Source organism: Bacillus sp. LM 4-2 (assembly GCF_000978495.1).
GTDB lineage: Bacteria > Bacillota > Bacilli > Bacillales > Bacillaceae > Bacillus > Bacillus subtilis.
This window is the reverse complement of the sequence record NZ_CP011101.1, coordinates 1,351,061-1,368,730: the sequence shown is the minus strand read 5'-3', so window position 1 is coordinate 1,368,730 and position 17,670 is coordinate 1,351,061. Positions and strand designations below refer to the sequence as shown.

20 protein-coding genes, 1 pseudogene, 2 riboswitches and 1 other annotated feature are annotated in these 17,670 nt (G+C 45.5%); of the genes and pseudogenes, 9 read left to right on the top strand and 12 right to left on the bottom strand.

Annotated features, from left to right (window positions below; translation table 11 throughout):
- The first annotated feature begins 64 nt into the window (after window positions 1–64).
- Genes thiU through thiX form a run of 4 tightly spaced genes read left to right on the top strand, consistent with a single transcriptional unit; the run spans window position 65 to window position 3,637 of the window.
- On the top strand, window positions 65–667 hold the full coding sequence (gene thiU, locus bslm_RS06980; RefSeq protein WP_046380969.1) for an HMP/thiamine ABC transporter substrate-binding protein ThiU: 603 nt from the start codon (window positions 65–67) through the stop codon (window positions 665–667).
- Window position 668: 1 nt separating this feature from the next.
- On the top strand, window positions 669–1,268 hold the full coding sequence (locus bslm_RS06975) for an ECF transporter S component (protein ID WP_003232554.1): 600 nt from the start codon (window positions 669–671) through the stop codon (window positions 1,266–1,268).
- Window positions 1,255–2,898, top strand: a complete 1,644-nt coding sequence (locus bslm_RS06970; protein ID WP_019712473.1) for an ABC transporter ATP-binding protein — start codon at window positions 1,255–1,257, stop codon at window positions 2,896–2,898. The genes bslm_RS06975 and bslm_RS06970 overlap by 14 nt, the downstream gene beginning before the upstream one ends.
- Window positions 2,873–3,637, top strand: a complete 765-nt coding sequence (gene thiX, locus bslm_RS06965) for an HMP/thiamine ABC transporter permease ThiX (RefSeq protein ID WP_019712472.1) — start codon at window positions 2,873–2,875, stop codon at window positions 3,635–3,637. Before bslm_RS06970 ends, thiX begins: the two co-directional genes overlap by 26 nt.
- A 30-nt stretch (window positions 3,638–3,667) precedes the next feature.
- Here the strand turns inward: thiX and rsbRB are convergent, their stop codons facing one another.
- Window positions 3,668–4,501 (bottom strand): RsbT co-antagonist RsbRB, encoded by an 834-nt coding sequence (rsbRB, locus tag bslm_RS06960; protein WP_003232560.1) that lies wholly within the window; start codon window positions 4,499–4,501, stop codon window positions 3,668–3,670.
- Between the two features lie 222 nt (window positions 4,502–4,723).
- Between rsbRB and isp the strand changes: the two genes are divergently transcribed.
- From isp to guaD, 3 genes are all read left to right on the top strand, one after another.
- Complete coding sequence (gene isp, locus bslm_RS06955) at window positions 4,724–5,683, top strand: serine protease Isp (RefSeq protein WP_046380968.1); 960 nt, start codon at window positions 4,724–4,726, stop codon at window positions 5,681–5,683.
- Between the two features lie 132 nt (window positions 5,684–5,815).
- A riboswitch (SAM riboswitch) is annotated at window positions 5,816–5,971 on the top strand.
- Between the two features lie 127 nt (window positions 5,972–6,098).
- The gene (metE, locus tag bslm_RS06950; RefSeq protein WP_046380967.1) at window positions 6,099–8,387 is read left to right on the top strand and encodes a 5-methyltetrahydropteroyltriglutamate--homocysteine S-methyltransferase; all 2,289 of its coding nucleotides are present in this window, start codon (window positions 6,099–6,101) and stop codon (window positions 8,385–8,387) included.
- 174 nt (window positions 8,388–8,561) lie between these two features.
- Window positions 8,562–9,032 (top strand): guanine deaminase, encoded by a 471-nt coding sequence (gene guaD / locus bslm_RS06945; RefSeq protein ID WP_003245084.1) that lies wholly within the window; start codon window positions 8,562–8,564, stop codon window positions 9,030–9,032.
- Between the two features lie 49 nt (window positions 9,033–9,081).
- On the opposite strand, the pseudogene bslm_RS20585 reads toward guaD, so the two are convergent.
- Together bslm_RS20585 and bslm_RS06940 are read right to left on the bottom strand one after the other, a co-directional pair.
- A pseudogene (locus tag bslm_RS20585) lies at window positions 9,082–9,253 on the bottom strand (hypothetical protein).
- A gap of 26 nt (window positions 9,254–9,279) precedes the next feature.
- Window positions 9,280–9,690 carry an organic hydroperoxide resistance protein OhrB gene (locus bslm_RS06940; protein WP_014479594.1) on the bottom strand — a complete coding sequence of 137 codons (411 nt, stop codon included), beginning with the start codon at window positions 9,688–9,690 and terminating at the stop codon, window positions 9,280–9,282.
- Between the two features lie 141 nt (window positions 9,691–9,831).
- Here bslm_RS06940 and ohrR point away from each other — a divergent pair, with 141 nt between their 5' ends.
- On the top strand, window positions 9,832–10,275 hold the full coding sequence (gene ohrR / locus bslm_RS06935) for an organic hydroperoxide resistance transcriptional regulator OhrR (protein ID WP_014479593.1): 444 nt from the start codon (window positions 9,832–9,834) through the stop codon (window positions 10,273–10,275).
- A gap of 30 nt (window positions 10,276–10,305) precedes the next feature.
- On the opposite strand, the gene bslm_RS06930 is transcribed toward ohrR, so the two are convergent.
- The 9 genes from bslm_RS06930 to bslm_RS06890 all read right to left on the bottom strand — a co-directional run bounded on the left by bslm_RS06930 (window position 10,306) and on the right by bslm_RS06890 (window position 17,272).
- On the bottom strand, window positions 10,306–10,731 hold the full coding sequence (locus bslm_RS06930) for an organic hydroperoxide resistance protein (RefSeq protein ID WP_003232574.1): 426 nt from the start codon (window positions 10,729–10,731) through the stop codon (window positions 10,306–10,308).
- Window positions 10,732–10,856: 125 nt separating this feature from the next.
- Window positions 10,857–12,104 (bottom strand): glutamate-5-semialdehyde dehydrogenase, encoded by a 1,248-nt coding sequence (proA, locus tag bslm_RS06925; RefSeq protein ID WP_014479592.1) that lies wholly within the window; start codon window positions 12,102–12,104, stop codon window positions 10,857–10,859.
- A gap of 11 nt (window positions 12,105–12,115) precedes the next feature.
- The gene (gene proB / locus bslm_RS06920) at window positions 12,116–13,213 is read right to left on the bottom strand and encodes a glutamate 5-kinase (RefSeq protein ID WP_014479591.1); all 1,098 of its coding nucleotides are present in this window, start codon (window positions 13,211–13,213) and stop codon (window positions 12,116–12,118) included.
- 52 nt (window positions 13,214–13,265) lie between these two features.
- Window positions 13,266–13,476: a binding site (T-box leader), on the bottom strand.
- An 87-nt stretch (window positions 13,477–13,563) separates the two neighbouring features.
- A complete protein-coding gene (gene purU / locus bslm_RS06915) occupies window positions 13,564–14,466 on the bottom strand; it encodes a formyltetrahydrofolate deformylase (protein WP_003245802.1) in 903 nt (300 codons plus the stop codon).
- 70 nt (window positions 14,467–14,536) lie between these two features.
- Entirely contained in the window at window positions 14,537–14,854 is a 318-nt protein-coding gene (gene ykkD, locus bslm_RS06910) for a multidrug efflux SMR transporter subunit YkkD (protein ID WP_015252242.1), read from the bottom strand.
- A complete protein-coding gene (gene ykkC / locus bslm_RS06905) occupies window positions 14,854–15,192 on the bottom strand; it encodes a multidrug efflux SMR transporter subunit YkkC (protein WP_003232583.1) in 339 nt (112 codons plus the stop codon). Before ykkC ends, ykkD begins: the two co-directional genes overlap by 1 nt.
- A gap of 77 nt (window positions 15,193–15,269) precedes the next feature.
- Window positions 15,270–15,381, bottom strand: a riboswitch (guanidine-I (ykkC/yxkD leader).
- Between the two features lie 32 nt (window positions 15,382–15,413).
- Window positions 15,414–15,932 (bottom strand): GNAT family N-acetyltransferase, encoded by a 519-nt coding sequence (locus bslm_RS06900; protein ID WP_003244793.1) that lies wholly within the window; start codon window positions 15,930–15,932, stop codon window positions 15,414–15,416.
- On the bottom strand, window positions 15,922–16,449 hold the full coding sequence (locus bslm_RS06895) for a DinB family protein (RefSeq protein ID WP_046380966.1): 528 nt from the start codon (window positions 16,447–16,449) through the stop codon (window positions 15,922–15,924). Before bslm_RS06895 ends, bslm_RS06900 begins: the two co-directional genes overlap by 11 nt.
- A gap of 91 nt (window positions 16,450–16,540) precedes the next feature.
- A complete protein-coding gene (locus bslm_RS06890) occupies window positions 16,541–17,272 on the bottom strand; it encodes a DUF421 domain-containing protein (protein WP_041333825.1) in 732 nt (243 codons plus the stop codon).
- 144 nt (window positions 17,273–17,416) lie between these two features.
- On the opposite strand from bslm_RS06890, the gene bslm_RS06885 reads away from it, so the two are divergent.
- On the top strand, window positions 17,417–17,641 hold the full coding sequence (locus tag bslm_RS06885) for a hypothetical protein (RefSeq protein WP_046160320.1): 225 nt from the start codon (window positions 17,417–17,419) through the stop codon (window positions 17,639–17,641).
- Window positions 17,642–17,670: the final 29 nt, after the last annotated feature.

The window sequence follows — 17,670 nt, the reverse complement described above, 5'->3', positions numbered from 1 at the left end:
TGACTGCATATTCCCTTAGGATATGCAGTTTTTTATTTTACCAAAAAAACAGGAGGTCGGAGAAATGGAGCATATTTGCGGTACAAGCAGAATCGCCGGTTTTCGCTTCTCTTTATATCCGATGACGGATGATTTTATCAGTGTGATCAAGTCTGCGCTGAAAAAAACAGATACATCCAATGTATGGACGAAAACCGACCATATCAGCACGGTTTTACGCGGATCAATTGATCATGTATTCGATGCTGCAAAAGCCATTTACCTTTATGCAGCGAACAGCGAACAACACATCGTCATGAACGGCACGTTTTCCATTGGATGCCCGGGTGACACACAGGGGGATACATATCTTTCCAAAGGTGATAAGCGTGTCAATGAAGATGCTGTCCGAGGCTTGAAGGCGGAAGCGCCGTGCCAATTTGCCCTTTATCCAATGAACGAGCCGGATTATATGGGATTGATTATGGAGGCTGTCGACATTGCAAAAGCCCAAGGCACTTTCGTACAGGGTGTCCATTACGCGAGCGAGCTTGACGGGGATGCGCATGACGTATTCAGCACATTGGAGGCCGTTTTCCGCATGGCTGAGCAGCAAACAAACCACATCACCATGACTGTGAATCTTTCGGCTAACAGTCTATCAAGAAAAAACAGAAAGCAGGGATAACATGAAAAGCTGGAAAGTAAAAGAAATTGTCATCATGTCCGTTATCAGTATCGTATTTGCCGTTGTTTATTTATTATTTACACATTTCGGAAACGTGCTTGCAGGTATGTTTGGACCAATCGCCTATGAACCGATTTACGGCATTTGGTTTATCGTTTCTGTGATCGCCGCGTACATGATTCGAAAACCGGGTGCGGCGCTCGTTTCTGAAATCATTGCCGCTCTCGTTGAGTGCCTGCTGGGAAATCCGTCTGGCCCGATGGTCATCGTCATTGGCATTGTTCAAGGGCTCGGGGCTGAGGCTGTATTTCTTGCAACACGCTGGAAAGCATACTCTCTCCCTGTCCTTATGCTGGCCGGTATGGGGTCTTCAGTAGCCAGCTTTATCTATGATCTCTTTGTTTCTGGCTATGCAGCCTATTCACCAGGTTATCTGCTCATTATGCTTGTGATCCGTCTCATTTCCGGCGCGCTTTTGGCAGGGCTTCTCGGAAAAGCTGTCAGCGACTCTCTCGCTTATACAGGTGTGTTAAACGGAATGGCACTCGGAAAGGAACTGAAAAAGAAACGGAAGCGGGCGTCAGAACATGCAAGCCTTTGATGAGCTTCTGACGGTTGAGCAGCTCAGCTTCTCTTATGAAGAAGACGAGAAACCGGTTTTTCAAGACATTTCGTTTGAGCTTCAAAAAGGAGAATGTGTTTTATTATTAGGACCGAGCGGATGCGGTAAAAGCTCGCTCGCCCTTTGTTTAAAAGGTCTATATCCGGAGGCTTGCGACGGCATTCAGTCCGGACATGTCTTTCTATTTCAAAAGCCGGTCACAGATGCTGAAACCTCCGAAACGATTGCTCAGCATGCCGGGGTCGTTTTTCAGGATCCTGATCAGCAGTTCTGCATGCTGACGGTGGAGGACGAAATAGCGTTCGGGCTGGAAAATCTGCAAATTCCAAAAGAAGAAATGACAGAGAAAATCAACGCCGTATTAGAAAAATTACGCATTACCCATTTAAAAGAAAAAACGATCTCAACCCTTTCAGGAGGACAAAAGCAGAAAGTGGCTCTCGCCTGTATTTTGGCGATGGAGCCTGAGCTTATTATTTTAGATGAGCCGACCTCTCTTTTAGACCCTTTCTCAGCGCGGGAGTTCGTTCATCTGATGAAGGATCTTCAGCGGGAAAAAGGTTTCAGCCTCCTCGTCATTGAGCACCAGCTTGATGAATGGGCGGCTTGGATTGAGAGAACGATCGCGCTTGACAAATCAGGCAAAAAAGCGCTGGATGGCCTGACGAAAAATCTATTTCAACACGAAGCGGAGACACTAAAGAAATTGGGCATCGCCATTCCAAAGGTCTGTCATCTGCAGGAAAAGCTGAGTATGCCGTTTACTTTATCAAAAGAAATGCTGTTCAAAGAGCCTATTCCCGCCGGGCATGCCAAAAAGAAGGAAGCTCCTTCTGGGGAGAGTGTGCTTGAAGTCAGCAGCCTTTCGTTCGCGAGAGGACAGCAGACGATTTTCAAAGACATCAGCTTTTCGTTGCGCGGAGGCTCTTTAACGGCGCTTGTCGGTCCGAACGGCACTGGAAAATCGACGCTCTTATCAGTTCTGGCCCGTCTCATGAAACCGCAAAGCGGCAAAATCCTTCTTTATGACCAGCCGCTGCAGAAATATAAAGAAAAAGAATTGCGTAAACGGATGGGATTTGTTTTTCAAAACCCTGAGCATCAATTCGTCACCGATACGGTGTATGATGAGCTTCTGTTCGGCCAGAAAGCAAATGCTGAAACTGAGAAAAAAGCGCAACACCTGCTGCAGCGTTTTGGTCTTGCGCATTTGGCTGATCATCATCCGTTTGCGATCAGCCAAGGGCAAAAACGGCGACTGAGCGTAGCTACTATGCTCATGCATGACGTAAAGGTTTTATTATTAGACGAACCAACCTTTGGCCAGGATGCCCGCACGGCGGCTGAATGCATGGAAATGATTCAGCGTATCAAGGCAGAGGGAACCGCTGTCCTTATGATTACACACGATATGGAGCTAGTCTCTTCGTATGCTGACAGCGTGCTTGTGCTTCACGATACGGGCCTGGCCTTTGACGGATCTCCAGCGCAGTTGTTTTCTCAAGAAACAGGACTTGTCCAAAAAGCAAAGCTCACCCTTCCCCTTCTATATGAATGGATGGCATTTCAAGAGGAGGTGCGTGATGAAGCAGCCGTTACATCTCATTAATCCGACTGTGAAAGCGGCGGCGGTTTTTTGTTGTGTCGTCATGCTGTCGTTTATTTACAACCCTTACACTCCGGCATGTTTTTATATCATCATCGTTGCGGGCGTTTTACTGGCGGCCGGAATCCCATTGAAAAAATGGTTGTTGTTTACGATTCCGTTTTTGATTTTAGCATTCGGATGCGTGTGGACAGCCGCAGTTTTTGGAAAAGTGCCGACAACACCGGATAATTTTTTGTTTCAAGCAGGCCCTATCTCAATTAACAGCGATAATGTGTCTGTCGGCATCTCTCTCGGGTTTCGTATTTTATGCTTTTCCGCCTTATCGATGATGTTTGTTTTTACAACCGATCCGATTTTATTTATGCTGAGCCTTGTCCAGCAGTGCAGGCTCTCACCAAAGCTCGCGTACGGTGTTATTGCAGGCTTTCGCTTTCTTCCGCTGTTAAAGGATGAGGTCCAGCTGATTCAGCAGGCTCATAAAATCAGAGGAGGAGCGGCGGAGAGCGGCATCATGAATAAAATCAGTGCGTTAAAACGATATACCATACCGCTATTGGCAAGCGCCATCAGAAAAGCGGAACGGACAGCGCTTGCGATGGAATCGAAAGGATTTACAGGAAGCAGAAACCGGACATACTACAGGACATTGAGCGTGAACCGGCGCGACTGGGTGTTCTTTTGCCTCGTCCTCATATTATTCGCGGGATCCTTTCTCGTATCTTTATGTTTCGCATCATAAAAAATCCGCTATCACAGATAGCGGATTTTTTTATTGATGATAGTTTAATGCTTGGGCAAGGTTGGTTTTAATGGTAATATTCGAAAAGTCAATCCCCAGCTGTACAGCAGTTTGCGCAATTTCAGGCCTGATTCCTGACAGGGTTGACCGGACACCGATCAGATTAAGCGCCTCAATCAATTTAAAGATCTGGTGCGCCACCATCGTATCCACCACAACAACACCTGACAGATCGATTAACAGATGCTCCACACGTCTTTTCGCACAAGCTTGAAGCGTGTTTTCCAGAATAAACTTCGCCCGTTCGGTATCAATGTCACCGACAAGCGGCAGCAGAGCTGTTGATTTGCTCAGGGTAATGACAGGTGAGCTTAATTCCAATATCATTTCTCTTTGGGCGTTTAATTGCTGCTTGGCATTCATTTCAGCGTGATCAACGAATGTATAAATGGTGAAATCAAATACTTTTACAATCAAATCTGCCCATTTTTGCTTCTCTCCCGGTTCAAACGCTGATTCATTTTCTTCTGCGAACTTCTCAAAATACTTCGTATATAATCTCCTGTTTCTCATAAACTCCCGAATGACATACTGAACCGGTGTGTCGAGATGTTTTTGATCGTTGGTCAGCTCAATGACCCACTCTTGAAACTCTTCGAGAAATTGTTTTTCCGGTAAAACATACATGTAATTCAGATGCCGGTAAAATTCTCTGTCCTGCTCTTTCAATTCTTCCGTTACTGTTGCATTATGTAGGGCGTAAAGCGAATTCGGATCACTTTCCTCCATCGTTTCAATCCATTCCTCGGCCATTTGTTCCACATGCTCTGAAAAAAATGCATATAATTTTTCATTCAGTTTCATGACACTGCTCCTTTCCCCAACACTATTATAACTTGACTTACAGTTGAATCCCAGTCATACACGCCGAAGCCATCCAATATTTTGAAGATTACTAATTCTTTGGTGTGTATCCTATTTTTTCAAAATGCTTCAAATGGCTCTGTCCGAGCGCTTGCTTTTTTCATATAATATAAGGCAACACCCTTGAATCCACTTGAAAGCATAAAAAAGGAGGGCTTTTTTATGAATGGTGAAATCCGCTTGATCCCGTATGTGACGAATGAGAAGATCATGGATGTAAACGAGCTTCCTGAGGGCATTAAAGTGATTAAGGCGCCAGAAATGTGGGCAAAAGGGGTAAAAGGCAAAAATATTAAAGTTGCTGTATTAGACACGGGCTGTGACACAAACCACCCTGATTTAAAAAATCAAATCATCGGCGGAAAGAACTTCACGGATGACGACGGCGGCAAGGAAGATGCGATTTCCGACTACAACGGACACGGCACACACGTCGCCGGAACGATTGCAGCTAATGATTCAAACGGAGGCATTGCCGGAGTCGCGCCTGAGGCAAGCCTATTGATTGTGAAAGTTCTTGGCGGCGAGAACGGCAGCGGACAATACGAATGGATAATCAACGGCATCAACTACGCGGTGGAACAGAAAGTCGACATCATCTCAATGTCCCTTGGAGGGCCAAGCGATGTGCCAGAGCTGGAAGAAGCAGTGAAAAACGCAGTGAAAAACGGAGTGCTTGTCGTTTGTGCAGCGGGAAATGAGGGTGACGGCGACGAACGCACAGAAGAGCTTTCCTACCCCGCAGCTTATAACGAGGTCATTGCAGTTGGATCTGTTTCAGTAGCACGAGAATTATCAGAATTTTCTAACGCAAATAAAGAGATTGACCTTGTGGCACCAGGAGAAAATATCTTATCCACCCTTCCCAACAAGAAGTACGGTAAGCTGACCGGCACTTCAATGGCTGCCCCTCATGTCAGCGGAGCGCTTGCTTTAATCAAAAGCTATGAAGAAGAATCATTTCAAAGAAAGCTTTCTGAATCTGAAGTTTTCGCACAGCTAATCCGCAGGACACTTCCTCTTGAAATTGCAAAAACGCTGGCAGGCAATGGATTCCTGTATTTAACAGCTCCTGATGAGCTCGCAGAAAAAGCAGAGCAATCACATTTGTTGACCCTATAAGATTATTTTTCTTATATAATATACACCACATCATATAAATAAAAATTTCAAATTCTATGTTGACAATGAATTTGAATTACTGTTAAGATTACCAACAAATGATTCAACTTTTCAAAAAATTAATAACATTTTCTCTTATCGAGAGTTGGGCGAGGGATTGGCCTTTTGACCCCAACAGCAACCGACCGTAATACCATTGTGAAATGGGGCGCACTGCTTTTCGCGCCGAGACTGATGTCTCATAAGGCACGGTGCTAATTCCATCAGATTGAATCTGAGAGATGAGAGAGGCAGTGTTTTACGTAGAAAAGCCTCTTTCTCTCATGGGAAAGAGGCTTTTTGTTGTGAGAAAACCTCTTAGGAGCCTGTATCCGCGGGTTAACGAGAGTGTTTTACATATAAAGGAGGAGAAACAATGACAACCATCAAAACATCGAATTTAGGATTTCCGAGAATCGGACTGAACCGGGAATGGAAAAAAGCACTTGAAGCGTATTGGAAAGGCAGTACTGATAAAGATACGTTTTTGAAGCAAATCGACGAACTATTTTTATCCGCAGTAAAAACACAAATTGACCAGCAGATTGATGTTGTGCCTGTTTCTGATTTCACACAGTATGACCATGTACTCGACACAGCAGTCAGCTTCAACTGGATCCCGAAACGTTTCAGACATTTGACTGATGCTACCGATACATACTTCGCTATCGCCCGCGGAATCAAAGACGCCGTATCTAGTGAAATGACAAAATGGTTTAATACAAATTACCATTACATCGTTCCGGAATATGACGAGAGCATTGAGTTCCGTCTGACAAGAAACAAACAACTCGAAGATTATCGCCGGATCAAACAGGAATACGGTGTGGAAACAAAGCCTGTGATTGTCGGCCCTTATACGTTCGTTACGCTTGCTAAAGGCTATGAACCGTCTGAAGCAAAAGCGATCCAAAAACGCCTTGTGCCATTATATGTACAGCTTTTGAAAGAGCTTGAAGAAGAAGGCGTAAAATGGGTTCAAATCGATGAGCCGGCGCTCGTTACCGCCTCTAGTGAAGATGTCCGCGGTGCAAAAGAATTATTTGAAAGCATTACAAGTGAGCTTTCATCCTTGAATGTGCTTTTGCAGACGTATTTTGATTCTGTTGATGCTTATGAAGAGCTGATCTCTTACCCGGTTCAGGGAATTGGCCTTGATTTCGTTCACGACAAAGGCAGAAACCTGGAACAGCTTAAAACACATGGCTTTCCGACAGACAAAGTGCTGGCAGCCGGCGTTATCGACGGACGCAACATTTGGAAAGCGGACCTTGAAGAGCGTCTCGATGCCGTTCTTGATATTCTCAGCATTGCAAAAGTTGATGAACTGTGGATTCAGCCTTCCAGCAGCCTGCTGCATGTTCCAGTAGCGAAACACCCTGATGAGCATTTGGAAAAAGACCTATTGAACGGATTATCCTACGCAAAAGAAAAGCTGGCCGAGCTGACAGCTTTGAAAGAAGGCTTAGTATCAGGAAAAGCGGCGATCAGCGAAGAGATTCAGCAGGCTAAGGCTGATATCCAGGCGCTTAAGCAGTTTGCAACAGGCGCCAATTCTGAACAAAAGAAAGAGCTTGAGCAATTAACTGATAAAGATTTCAAGCGCCCGATTCCGTTTGAAGAACGTTTAGCCCTGCAAAATGAATCTCTCGGCCTTCCGCTTTTGCCGACGACAACGATCGGCAGCTTCCCGCAGTCTGCTGAAGTGCGGAGCGCACGCCAAAAATGGCGGAAAGCTGAGTGGTCCGATGAACAGTATCAAAACTTTATCAATGCGGAAACAAAAAGATGGATTGATATTCAGGAAGAATTGGAGCTTGATGTCCTTGTTCACGGCGAATTTGAACGGACAGACATGGTCGAATACTTCGGTGAAAAGCTGGCCGGTTTCGCCTTCACTAAATATGCCTGGGTTCAATCATACGGCTCACGCTGTGTCCGCCCGCCAGTCATTTACGGAGATGTTGAATTTATTGAACCGATGACAGTGAAAGACACAGTCTACGCACAGTCATTGACTTCCAAGCATGTGAAAGGAATGCTGACGGGCCCGGTTACAATCTTAAACTGGTCTTTCCCTCGAAACGACATCTCGAGGAAAGAAATCGCCTTCCAAATCGGGCTTGCCCTTCGCAAAGAAGTTAAAGCGCTTGAAGACGCAGGCATTCAAATCATTCAAGTCGATGAACCAGCGCTGCGTGAAGGCCTTCCATTGAAAACCCGCGATTGGGATGAGTATTTGACTTGGGCGGCAGAAGCTTTCAGATTAACCACTTCTTCCGTGAAAAACGAGACACAAATTCATACACATATGTGCTACAGCAACTTCGAAGATATCGTTGATACAATCAATGATCTTGATGCCGATGTGATTACAATCGAACATAGCAGAAGCCACGGAGGATTTTTAGATTACTTAAAAAACCACCCGTATTTGAAAGGGCTTGGCCTTGGTGTATATGACATTCACAGCCCTCGTGTGCCGTCAACTGAAGAAATGTACAATATTATCGTTGATGCGCTTGCCGTCTGTCCGACTGACCGCTTCTGGGTAAATCCGGACTGCGGATTGAAAACAAGACAGCAGGAAGAAACGGTTGCAGCATTGAAAAACATGGTTGAAGCCGCAAAACAGGCAAGAGCAAAGCAGACACAGCTAGTATAATTTTTAAAAAACCATCTGCATTTGGCAGATGGTTTTTTTCTATAATACAGCCACAATCAGTTTCTTATTTTAGCAAATCCCCCAATTACTTTGTTTATTTTGCACTTTTTTAAGAATGTTCTTTGCATTCTTTTCGGCTATACTAATAACACTCTATTGACAGGAGGGATTGGGATGAATCATGAAACGTTCTTAAAACGGGCTGTCACTCTCGCATGTGAAGGAGTGAATGCAGGAATCGGCGGGCCTTTTGGAGCCGTTATCGTGAAAGACGGAGCCATTATTGCAGAGGGACAGAACAACGTCACAACAAGCAATGATCCGACTGCCCACGCGGAAGTCACAGCTATTCGGAAAGCCTGTAAGGTGCTAGGAGCATACCAGCTTGATGACTGCATTTTGTATACGAGCTGTGAACCATGCCCAATGTGCTTGGGCGCCATCTACTGGGCCCGGCCTAAAGCCGTTTTCTATGCAGCTGAGCACACAGACGCTGCCGAAGCCGGGTTTGATGATTCATTCATTTATAAAGAAATTGATAAACCTGCTGAAGAAAGAACGATCCCCTTTTATCAAGTGACACTAACAGAGCATTTATCCCCGTTTCAAGCATGGCGGAACTTCGCCAATAAGAAAGAATATTAAAAGGATCAGGCATGCGCGGCCTGGTCCTTGTTATTTCTCCAAGTAGCCGCTATGCCCTGTGCAAATACAAAACAGCATATACGCGCAATTCAGCACGGCAGACACCGTGCCAGCCACCCGCTTCATCTGTAACTTTTGGTTTAAAGGCATGCTTCAAACGCTTCTCTGACGTTTTATCATAAATCTGTGCCCGCCCCGCATGCTCCGACACCAAAAAACATCCTGAGAACACTCAGGATGCCGGTCATTATTTTAATTCTAGTTTTACATCAACATTTCCTCTGGTTGCCTTTGAGTAAGGACAGAATTCATGAGCGGCGTTGACAAGCTCATGTGCTTTTTCCCGATCTAAATCTTTCGTGTTCACAACTAGTGTGACACCGATTTTAAACCCGCCGTCGCTCTCATCCTTCATGAGGCTGACCTGCCCTTCAATCTCCGAATCAATTTCGATATTCTGCTCTTTGGCTACGTGTTCGAGCGCGCCGCCGAAGCATGCAGCATACCCTGCCGCAAAGAGCTGTTCCGGATTTGTGCCGGTTTGTCCTTCTTTTTTGGCATTTGGCATGACAATATCAAAATCAAGAACACCGTCATCTGATGTAATATGTCCTGCCCGTCCGCCTCGCGCGGTTACTTTTGCTGTAAATAGTGCCATATTTCCCAACCTCCTTATTTGTATCTAGTTGTTATATTTCCCTTTCTAATCTTTTTAAACATGCTATGTTTGCCGAGAATAGGAAAAGTGAAGTTTTTCAGATACAATAGAATCGAATGACAAAAAGAGTTGGTGAACAAAATGGAAAATAAATTTGATCATATGAAATTGGAGAATCAGCTTTGTTTTTTGCTATATGCGAGTTCGCGGGAAATGATAAAGCAATACAAGCCTCTGCTTGATAAGCTGAATATAACATACCCCCAATATTTGGCTTTGCTTTTGTTATGGGAACACGAAACGCTTACTGTCAAAAAAATGGGCGAACAGCTGTATTTAGATTCAGGAACGCTCACTCCTATGCTTAAACGAATGGAACAACAGGGTTTGATTACGAGAAAAAGATCAGAAGAGGATGAGCGGTCCGTGTTGATCAGCCTGACAGAGGACGGAGCGTTATTAAAGGATAAAGCGGTTGACATTCCAGAGACAATTCTGGGGCTCTCAAAGCAGTCTGGGGAGGATCTCAAACAGTTAAAATCCGCTCTATATACATTGCTGGAAACACTTCATCAAAAAAATTGAGGATGCCTTGTACAGGCATCCTCTTTTTATTTATTCAGCAACTTCAAGTGTCACATCAATATTTCCGGAGGTTGCTTTTGAATACGGGCAGACGCCGTGCGCTTTTTTCACAAGCGCCTCCAATTCTGATGCACTGACTCCTTCTCCTTTTACTTGCAGCGTCACACCAAGCTTGTAGCCCTGGTCCGCTTCATCCTTTAACAGACTTACATTCGCTGTAACCTCTGTCTCTACTTTTACCCGTTCTGTTCTTGCGACAAGCTGCAGGGCGCTGTCAAAGCAAGCTGCATAACCTGCTGCAAACAGCTGCTCTGGATTTGTCGCTTTTTCTAATTTCTTTGCTCTTGGTGTCCCCGGCATTGCGACATCAAGCTCAAGAACGCGGTCTGATGAAATGACCTTTCCTTCTCTTCCTCCTACCGCTGAAACAGTTGCTGTAAATAATGGCTGACTCATTTTTCATTCCCCCAATATATTTTATACAATTAAATTGTACACAATTAAATTTGGTGTGTCAATTTTTCACGTATAAAAAAGCTTATCTCGTAATGAGATAAGCTTTTTCATTGAACATTGCCCCGCTATTCACGGATTTGCCCAGTTCCTTTAATGATGTATTTTGTAGAAGTCAGTGCAGGAAGCCCCATCGGTCCTCTTGCATGAAGCTTTTGCGTGCTGATGCCGATTTCGGCTCCGTAGCCGAATTCAAAGCCGTCGGTAAAGCGGGTTGACGCGTTATGATAGACAGCGGCAGCATCGACAGCCGTTTGAAAATATGCTGCGTTTTTGTCATTTTCAGTTAAAATCGCTTCAGAATGATTGGTGCCGTATTGTTGGATATGCTTCACAGCTTCTTGGACGTTTTCAACCGTTTTTACGCTGAGGACAGGCGCTAAGAATTCGGTTTCCCAATCTTCTTTTGATGCTTGTTTGCTTGAAGGATGAAGTTCACATACCAATTCATCACCCCGAATTTCAACTCCCGCGTTTTCCAGCTGGTCCAGCAATTCTTTCCCGTGCTGTCTTGCCCAAGCCTTGTGAATCAGCAATGATTCAATCGCGTTGCATACAGAAGGGCGCTGAGTTTTGGCATTTACGACAACCTTTTCTGCCATTTGAGGTTTGGCTGTTTCGTCAATGAATATGTGGCAGTTTCCTGCTCCCGTTTCTAATACAGGAACTGTTGATTCTCTCACAACGAGATCAATCAGTTTCTTGCCTCCGCGCGGAATTAATACGTCTAAGCCATCATTTAACGTAAAGAGCTCTTTTGCTGTCTCTCTGCTCGTATCCTCAATCAGCTGCACAGCGTGAATCGGAAGCGCTGATTGCTCAAGTGCTCTGTGAATGACACTGACGAGCGCTTTGTTGCTGTGGATGGCTGAGGAGCTTCCCCGCAGCACAACCGCGTTCCCTGTCTTCAGGCAAAGGGTAGCCGCATCAACTGTGACGTTTGGCCTCGCCTCATAAATCATTCCTACGACACCAAGCGGCACACGGATTTTTTCAATAAACAGGCCGTTTTCTTTTTCAATCGTTTCAAGAGAGTCGCCGATTGGGTCCGCTAAGTCGATTAAGAGCTCCACCGCGTCCGCGATATCGCGTATCCGTTTCTCATCCAATGTGAGACGGTCAATGATGTCCGGTGTTAAACCATTCTCTTTTCCGTTCACAATGTCTTTTGCATTCTCCGCCAAGAGAAAATCCAATTCTTTGCGGAGTCCGTTTGCAATGAGGCTGAGCGCCTCATCCTTCTCGGCTGTTGTTTTCATGATCATTTCGGCTGCTGCTTCTTTCGCCAGCTTCGCTTTTACAGAAACTTCACTCATTTTTCCGCCTCCTAGTCTTTTACATTGACCCAGTCATTCCTATGAATAACCTCAAACGTTTTCTCAAAATCAAGTTCGTCACTGCGTTTGCCTTTAGCCTCCATAATCTCCTCGGAGGAGTAATGAGTTTGGCCTTTGCCGATCACGCCGCCCGGTCCCCTGACTTCCACAACCGCCCCTTTCGGAAAGCTTCCGTTCACACCCACAACGCCAGCGGGCAAAAGGCTGCTTCCATTATGGATCATCGCCTCCTCGGCACCCGCATCAATGATAATTTCTCCCGATATCGGCGAGTGGAACTGAATCCACTGCCTTGTGTTGTTAACCGAAGATAGTTCTTTGTCTCCGATATAAGTGCCGTCTCCCCTGCCGTCCAAAATGTCCGCAAGTTTTTGCTCTCCGCTGCCTGTTCCAATGAATACTTTCACTCCCAGAGACAGCGCGGTTTGTGCGGCTAACAGCTTTGATTTCATTCCGCCGGTGCCGACCTTTGATCCAGCTGAACCTGCATATCCAAGCAATTCAGGCGTGATCTCCGGCAAATAATCAAATCGTTTCGCCTCAGGATTTTCATTTGGATTGGCATCATACAGTCCGTTAATGTCGGTGAGAATCATGAGCTGGTCCGCGTGAATCAATCCGCTGACTAACGCAGAAAGCATATCATTATCTCCGAATGTCAATTCTTCAACAGATGTAGAATCGTTCTCGTTGATAATCGGAATGACGCCGCGTTCCAATAATTCCATTATCGTAGCATACGCGTTTCGGTACCGTTCTCTTTTCGAAAAATCATTTCTCGTTAAAAGGATTTGTCCCGGAGTTAATGAGTATTGTTTAAATTGATTCATATATTGCTGCATTAACAGTGTTTGTCCGACCGCGGCCGCCGCCTGTTTTCCTTTGATGGTAACGGGACGGGACGGATAACCGAGGCTGGAAAACCCCGCCGCTACGGCACCCGAGGTAATCAGAATCATTTCATGCCCCGCTTTTTTTAACACGGAAATCGCCTGAACATGCTCTCTGATTTTTGCCTCATCAATGCTTCCTTTGCTATTCGTGAGCGAACTGCTTCCTATTTTCACTACTATTCTTTGTTTTTTCATTTATTCTCCTCCGCGGCTCTTCTACAATAAAAAAACCCATTTCATCCTGATTCATAAGGACGAAATGGGTTTCCGTGGTACCACCTTGATTGAACGCGCTTGTGCACGCTCCGCTCTCCTGTAACGCCAGGTTATGCGCCTAGGTTTTCCCCCTAGGACTCCAAGGCAGGTTCGGCAGGTTTCATGCGGCAAAATGTTTCAGCGATTCATTTTGCTCTCTGTCACAGAAAGGTCTGCTTACTAATCCTCTTCAACGCTCAATGATTTTTTTATATTATGCAAAGAAAAAAGACACTTGTCAAGGTTTTTTGTTACCAAAAATAGCCCGCATTGCGCGGGCCTCTTGCAGTCTAGTTAAAGACGATTGTTTTATTTTCATGAACGATGACACGGTCTTCCAAATGCCATTTCACAGCACGGGCAAGCACGCTGCGCTCAATTGTTCTTCCGATGTTTTTCAGCGCTTCCGCATTATCGCGGTGGTCCACACGCTCAATATCCTGTTCAATGATCGGCCCTTCATCAAGATCGTTTGTCACATAATGAGATGTCGCACCGATCAGTTTCACGCCGCGCTCGTAGGCCCGTTTGTACGGATTCGCACCGATAAAAGCTGGCAGGAATGAATGGTGGATATTGATGATGCGATTCGGATGAGCCGAAACAAAATCAGGAGTTAGAATCTGCATATAGCGTGCGAGAACGATGACATCAACATCGTACTGCTCCAGCAGTTCAAGCTGCTTCTTTTCGACTTCCGCTCTGATGTCTTTGTTCGCTTTCATATAGTGGAATGGAATGTTCAGGCGCTCAACCAGCTCTCTCGCTTCCTCATGGTTACTGATGACAACAGCGATCTCCGCCATCAGGTTGCCGGTTTGCCATTCCCAAATCAGCTCATGCAGGCAGTGGAGCTCCTTTGAAACGAAAATGGCGACACGCTTCAGTTCGCTCGCCAAAGTTAAGCTCCATGTCATGTCGAATTTTTCCGCAACAGAGGCAAACGCTGCCTGAAGTGATGATTTTTTTTCACGAATGCCTGCGCAGTCGAATTCGATTCTCAGGAAGAACCGGCCGCCTTCAGGGTCTGTCGTATATTGATTTGATTCTATAATATTGGCACCGTGTTCAAATAAAAACGCGGAAACTGCAGAGACGATACCCGGCTGATCGGGGCAGCTGACCAAGAGCCGCCCTTTATCCTCATTTCCGTCACGGTATTCGTCCAACCGCTGAGTCATATATGATTTCATGAATAATCCCTCTTATCTTTGTAAGTCTAAACTATTTATCCATTATACTGAAGATTTGATAAAAATCAATTTATGACAGAATTTTTAAACCAACTGCTGAGCATAAAATCAACGCGATAAAGAAGATCCGTTTGGCGTCTTTCTGCTCCTTGTAAAAGAGGATGCCGATAAGCGCCCCGCCGGCGGTGCCAATTCCTGTCCAGACCGCGTAAGCCGTTCCCATCGGAATGGTTTCCATTGCGTACGACAGCAAGGAAAATGAAGCGGCAAAACCAACAATGATCAACAGCACCCATTTCACGCTTTTTTCTTTCGCATATTGATTCATAAGGGCCACGCCGGCCATTTCTAAACAGCCCGCGCACAATAAACTGATCCAGTGCAGCATTATGCCTCGCCTCCTTTTTCCTCTGTCTCATCCTGTGTCACAAGCTTCAACCCGATTACACCGATTAAGAGCACGCCAATTAACAATAGCTTCGGCCATCCAACCGGTTCATGAAAAAGAACGATTTCACTAAGTACTGTTCCCGCTGTGCCGAGCCCGGTAAAGACGGCATACACGGTACCAACAGGCAGACTGTGAGTCGCCTTCATTAGAAGGTAAAAGCTGAATATGATGCCGATGGCAGTGCCGCTCCATGTTAAGGCTGAGTCAGCGTGCTTTAAGCCTATCACCCAAACAACCTCGAAAACAGCGGCAAGCACGACCAATCCCCATTTCATTTTGAGTCATTCCTTTCTATCTATTAAGATTCTCCGAAAACAAAAAAACCCCGGACAGTCGTCTCACATGAGATTGACTCTCCCGGGCTTTTTTCCCTCCGTGTGCATACGCGCTTCTATTTACGCGTATGTGTTTTCTCTCGGACCAGTCCATGTCAATTGACATGCGGAACCCTAGAAAACTTTACATGATATCATGATACTAAACTGAGCTCTATCTTTCAATTGTAAGATTTCCTTTCATATACCGCGATCGGTTTATTCCATTTTCTGATCGTTTTGCTGTAATGCATGCCGATTTTCTCCGCTACCCGTATGGACGCTTTGTTACCCGGATCAATCAAAGCTGCCATTTTGCCGAACTGCCGCTCGTTAAAGCCATAGTCCAGACAGGCCCGAGCCGCTTCTTGCGCATAGCCGTTCCCCCAGTGGCGGCGGGCAAACATATAGCCAATTTCCATTACGGTTTGATTTTCGATCTGCTGGGGAACGATGCCGCATTGCCCCAAAAACTCCCCTGTCCGCTTATCTTCGGCGATCCACAGACTAACGCCGTACCCTTTTTCATTTCGTTGGTTCCAATTGACCCACTCGCGGGTTTGCCTCTTATCTTTTAAACCGGAATAATATGTCATGACGTCAGGATCATTAAAAAGCAGCCCAAACAAAGTGGCTTGATCCCGATCTTCCATACAGCGCAAACGAATTCGATCAGTCACAAGCTTCGTTTTAGCGTTCATACTTCGCCACATCCTGCTTCCATTCTTTTTTGAGAGCTTCAATATGTGCCTGATGATAGCGGTTATGATCTGCCATATGCCAAATTCCCCATCGTATCGTCGCGGTGTCACCTTCGAAGGAAAGCGGCTGGTTCAAAGCATTTTCAGTTAAAGTGAAGCATACCGATTTCAACTCCTCTACTACATGCTGATGTCTTTTCAGGAGTTCATCTAAGCCTGGCTGATTCACCGGTTCAGGCAGCCGTCCGCTTTCATCTGTCATCGGGCCGTATGTCTGTTCAATATGGTTCGGTATCCGATTTTCCTTGATACGCCAGACCCATTTGATATCAACATTTGTGATATGGTGCAAAAGCTGAGCCGTGCTGTTTTTTGTTTGGCAGCGCCCCTTATAGTAAAGTTCACTGTGTGTCATATGGCTTACGATAGAAGCCAGACGGAGACTGTTTTCTTCCACTGCGGAATACAGCAGACTGACCGTTGGCGCCATGTCGTTTCTTATGGATAAGTCCTTCATGTTCAGTTCCCCTCCTAACTAGGTACATTTGACACCAAACAAAAATTCCCTTTAAAAAAGAAAAAAGCTCTCATTACAAGAGAGAGCCATCTTAGTTGTTATTTCCCGGTTTATATAAGTAAGGATCATGCTGCGGGTCATTAGAGGTATTTAAATCAAGGGATATATCACCTCGCGCATTCATCGTGCCTAAGGTGATCGAAGACAGCAGTTTGGGGCTGTACCCTTTTTCCTCAAGCTTCTCAAACAGCCAGGATCGGTTTTTTTGGAGATATTTCAAATTATGATCAAGGATTTCGCCATCCAGTATGAGCGGAATCGGGATAAAATTCCGTTCAGCTTCCATATTCAAATCCCGCACCTGCACCGCTCTCGCTTCCTCTTTCGGGATGACGCTTACTTCTCCCGTTTCTTCAATGATAGCAAGATCAATGTCAGCCGGGTCGGCATAGCCCTTTTCCCTCAGCTTTCCGAGCAGTTCATTAACAGTCAGCCTTTCTTTACGAAGGCCGCGTTCATCAATATCCCCGTTTCGGATTAGGACAGTCGGGCTCACGACCAGGAGCCATCGCCATTTATTAGATAAAGAGAGCTTGCTCATGATAAGATAAAGCACCAAAAAAGCACCCGCATAATAAATTGACATCGGCAGCTTGGATGTAAGGATCGGCTCACTGATAATGGTTCCGATTGCGAAGGTCAAAAGCAGGTCAAAATTGTTCATTTGTGACACAGCTTTTTTACCGGCAAGCCGAAACAAAATATATGCAATCGAAAATACGATAACTGGCTTCAGTAAAAATACCCATACCATCCATAACACCAATCTTTACCTCCATCCGCTGGTCATATTGAGCCTATTGTGCCCCGTGGCAGGCCCTCTATGCATCAGTGTCTAGGCGAACGTGCATATCGACTGAACATAACACAATAGAAAGTGACACCGATTGGAGGCGCAATACGCAATATGAAAAATCAGAAGTCGAATGCCCTTTGGCCCTTTGATCTGCCTTTGGCTTCCCAACCCGAGAGCTACCAGCAGCAAACAATCGACAGGCTGGCTGGTTTGGAGCTAAGGATGGAGCAACTAATTAGAGCGATTGAGGTAAACAATGAATTGCTGAGAACAATGCAAGAACAGCAAAACCGTGTATGCACAAATGGCGGCGGGTCTGTGATTGTCCGGATGTAGAAACCGGCGCTTGTCTGCCTTCTTATATC

Coding starts and splice junctions, on each gene's coding strand:
- bslm_RS06940 (WP_014479594.1), bottom strand. CDS start 9,690: ATGGCACTATTTACAGCAAAAGTAACCGCGCGAGGCGGACGGGCAGGA.
- ykkD (WP_015252242.1), bottom strand. CDS start 14,854: ATGCTGCACTGGATCAGTTTATTGTGCGCGGGCTGTTTAGAAATGGCC.
- bslm_RS06930 (WP_003232574.1), bottom strand. CDS start 10,731: ATGAGTCAGCCATTATTTACAGCAACTGTTTCAGCGGTAGGAGGAAGA.
- ohrR (WP_014479593.1), top strand. CDS start 9,832: ATGGAAAATAAATTTGATCATATGAAATTGGAGAATCAGCTTTGTTTT.
- purU (WP_003245802.1), bottom strand. CDS start 14,466: ATGAAATCATATATGACTCAGCGGTTGGACGAATACCGTGACGGAAAT.
- bslm_RS06895 (WP_046380966.1), bottom strand. CDS start 16,449: ATGAAGGACTTATCCATAAGAAACGACATGGCGCCAACGGTCAGTCTG.
- bslm_RS06970 (WP_019712473.1), top strand. CDS start 1,255: ATGCAAGCCTTTGATGAGCTTCTGACGGTTGAGCAGCTCAGCTTCTCT.
- guaD (WP_003245084.1), top strand. CDS start 8,562: ATGAATCATGAAACGTTCTTAAAACGGGCTGTCACTCTCGCATGTGAA.
- bslm_RS06900 (WP_003244793.1), bottom strand. CDS start 15,932: ATGAACGCTAAAACGAAGCTTGTGACTGATCGAATTCGTTTGCGCTGT.
- thiU (WP_046380969.1), top strand. CDS start 65: ATGGAGCATATTTGCGGTACAAGCAGAATCGCCGGTTTTCGCTTCTCT.
- proB (WP_014479591.1), bottom strand. CDS start 13,213: ATGAAAAAACAAAGAATAGTAGTGAAAATAGGAAGCAGTTCGCTCACG.
- ykkC (WP_003232583.1), bottom strand. CDS start 15,192: ATGAAATGGGGATTGGTCGTGCTTGCCGCTGTTTTCGAGGTTGTTTGG.
- metE (WP_046380967.1), top strand. CDS start 6,099: ATGACAACCATCAAAACATCGAATTTAGGATTTCCGAGAATCGGACTG.
- bslm_RS06885 (WP_046160320.1), top strand. CDS start 17,417: ATGAAAAATCAGAAGTCGAATGCCCTTTGGCCCTTTGATCTGCCTTTG.
- bslm_RS06975 (WP_003232554.1), top strand. CDS start 669: ATGAAAAGCTGGAAAGTAAAAGAAATTGTCATCATGTCCGTTATCAGT.
- isp (WP_046380968.1), top strand. CDS start 4,724: ATGAATGGTGAAATCCGCTTGATCCCGTATGTGACGAATGAGAAGATC.
- rsbRB (WP_003232560.1), bottom strand. CDS start 4,501: ATGAAACTGAATGAAAAATTATATGCATTTTTTTCAGAGCATGTGGAA.
- thiX (WP_019712472.1), top strand. CDS start 2,873: ATGAAGCAGCCGTTACATCTCATTAATCCGACTGTGAAAGCGGCGGCG.
- proA (WP_014479592.1), bottom strand. CDS start 12,104: ATGAGTGAAGTTTCTGTAAAAGCGAAGCTGGCGAAAGAAGCAGCAGCC.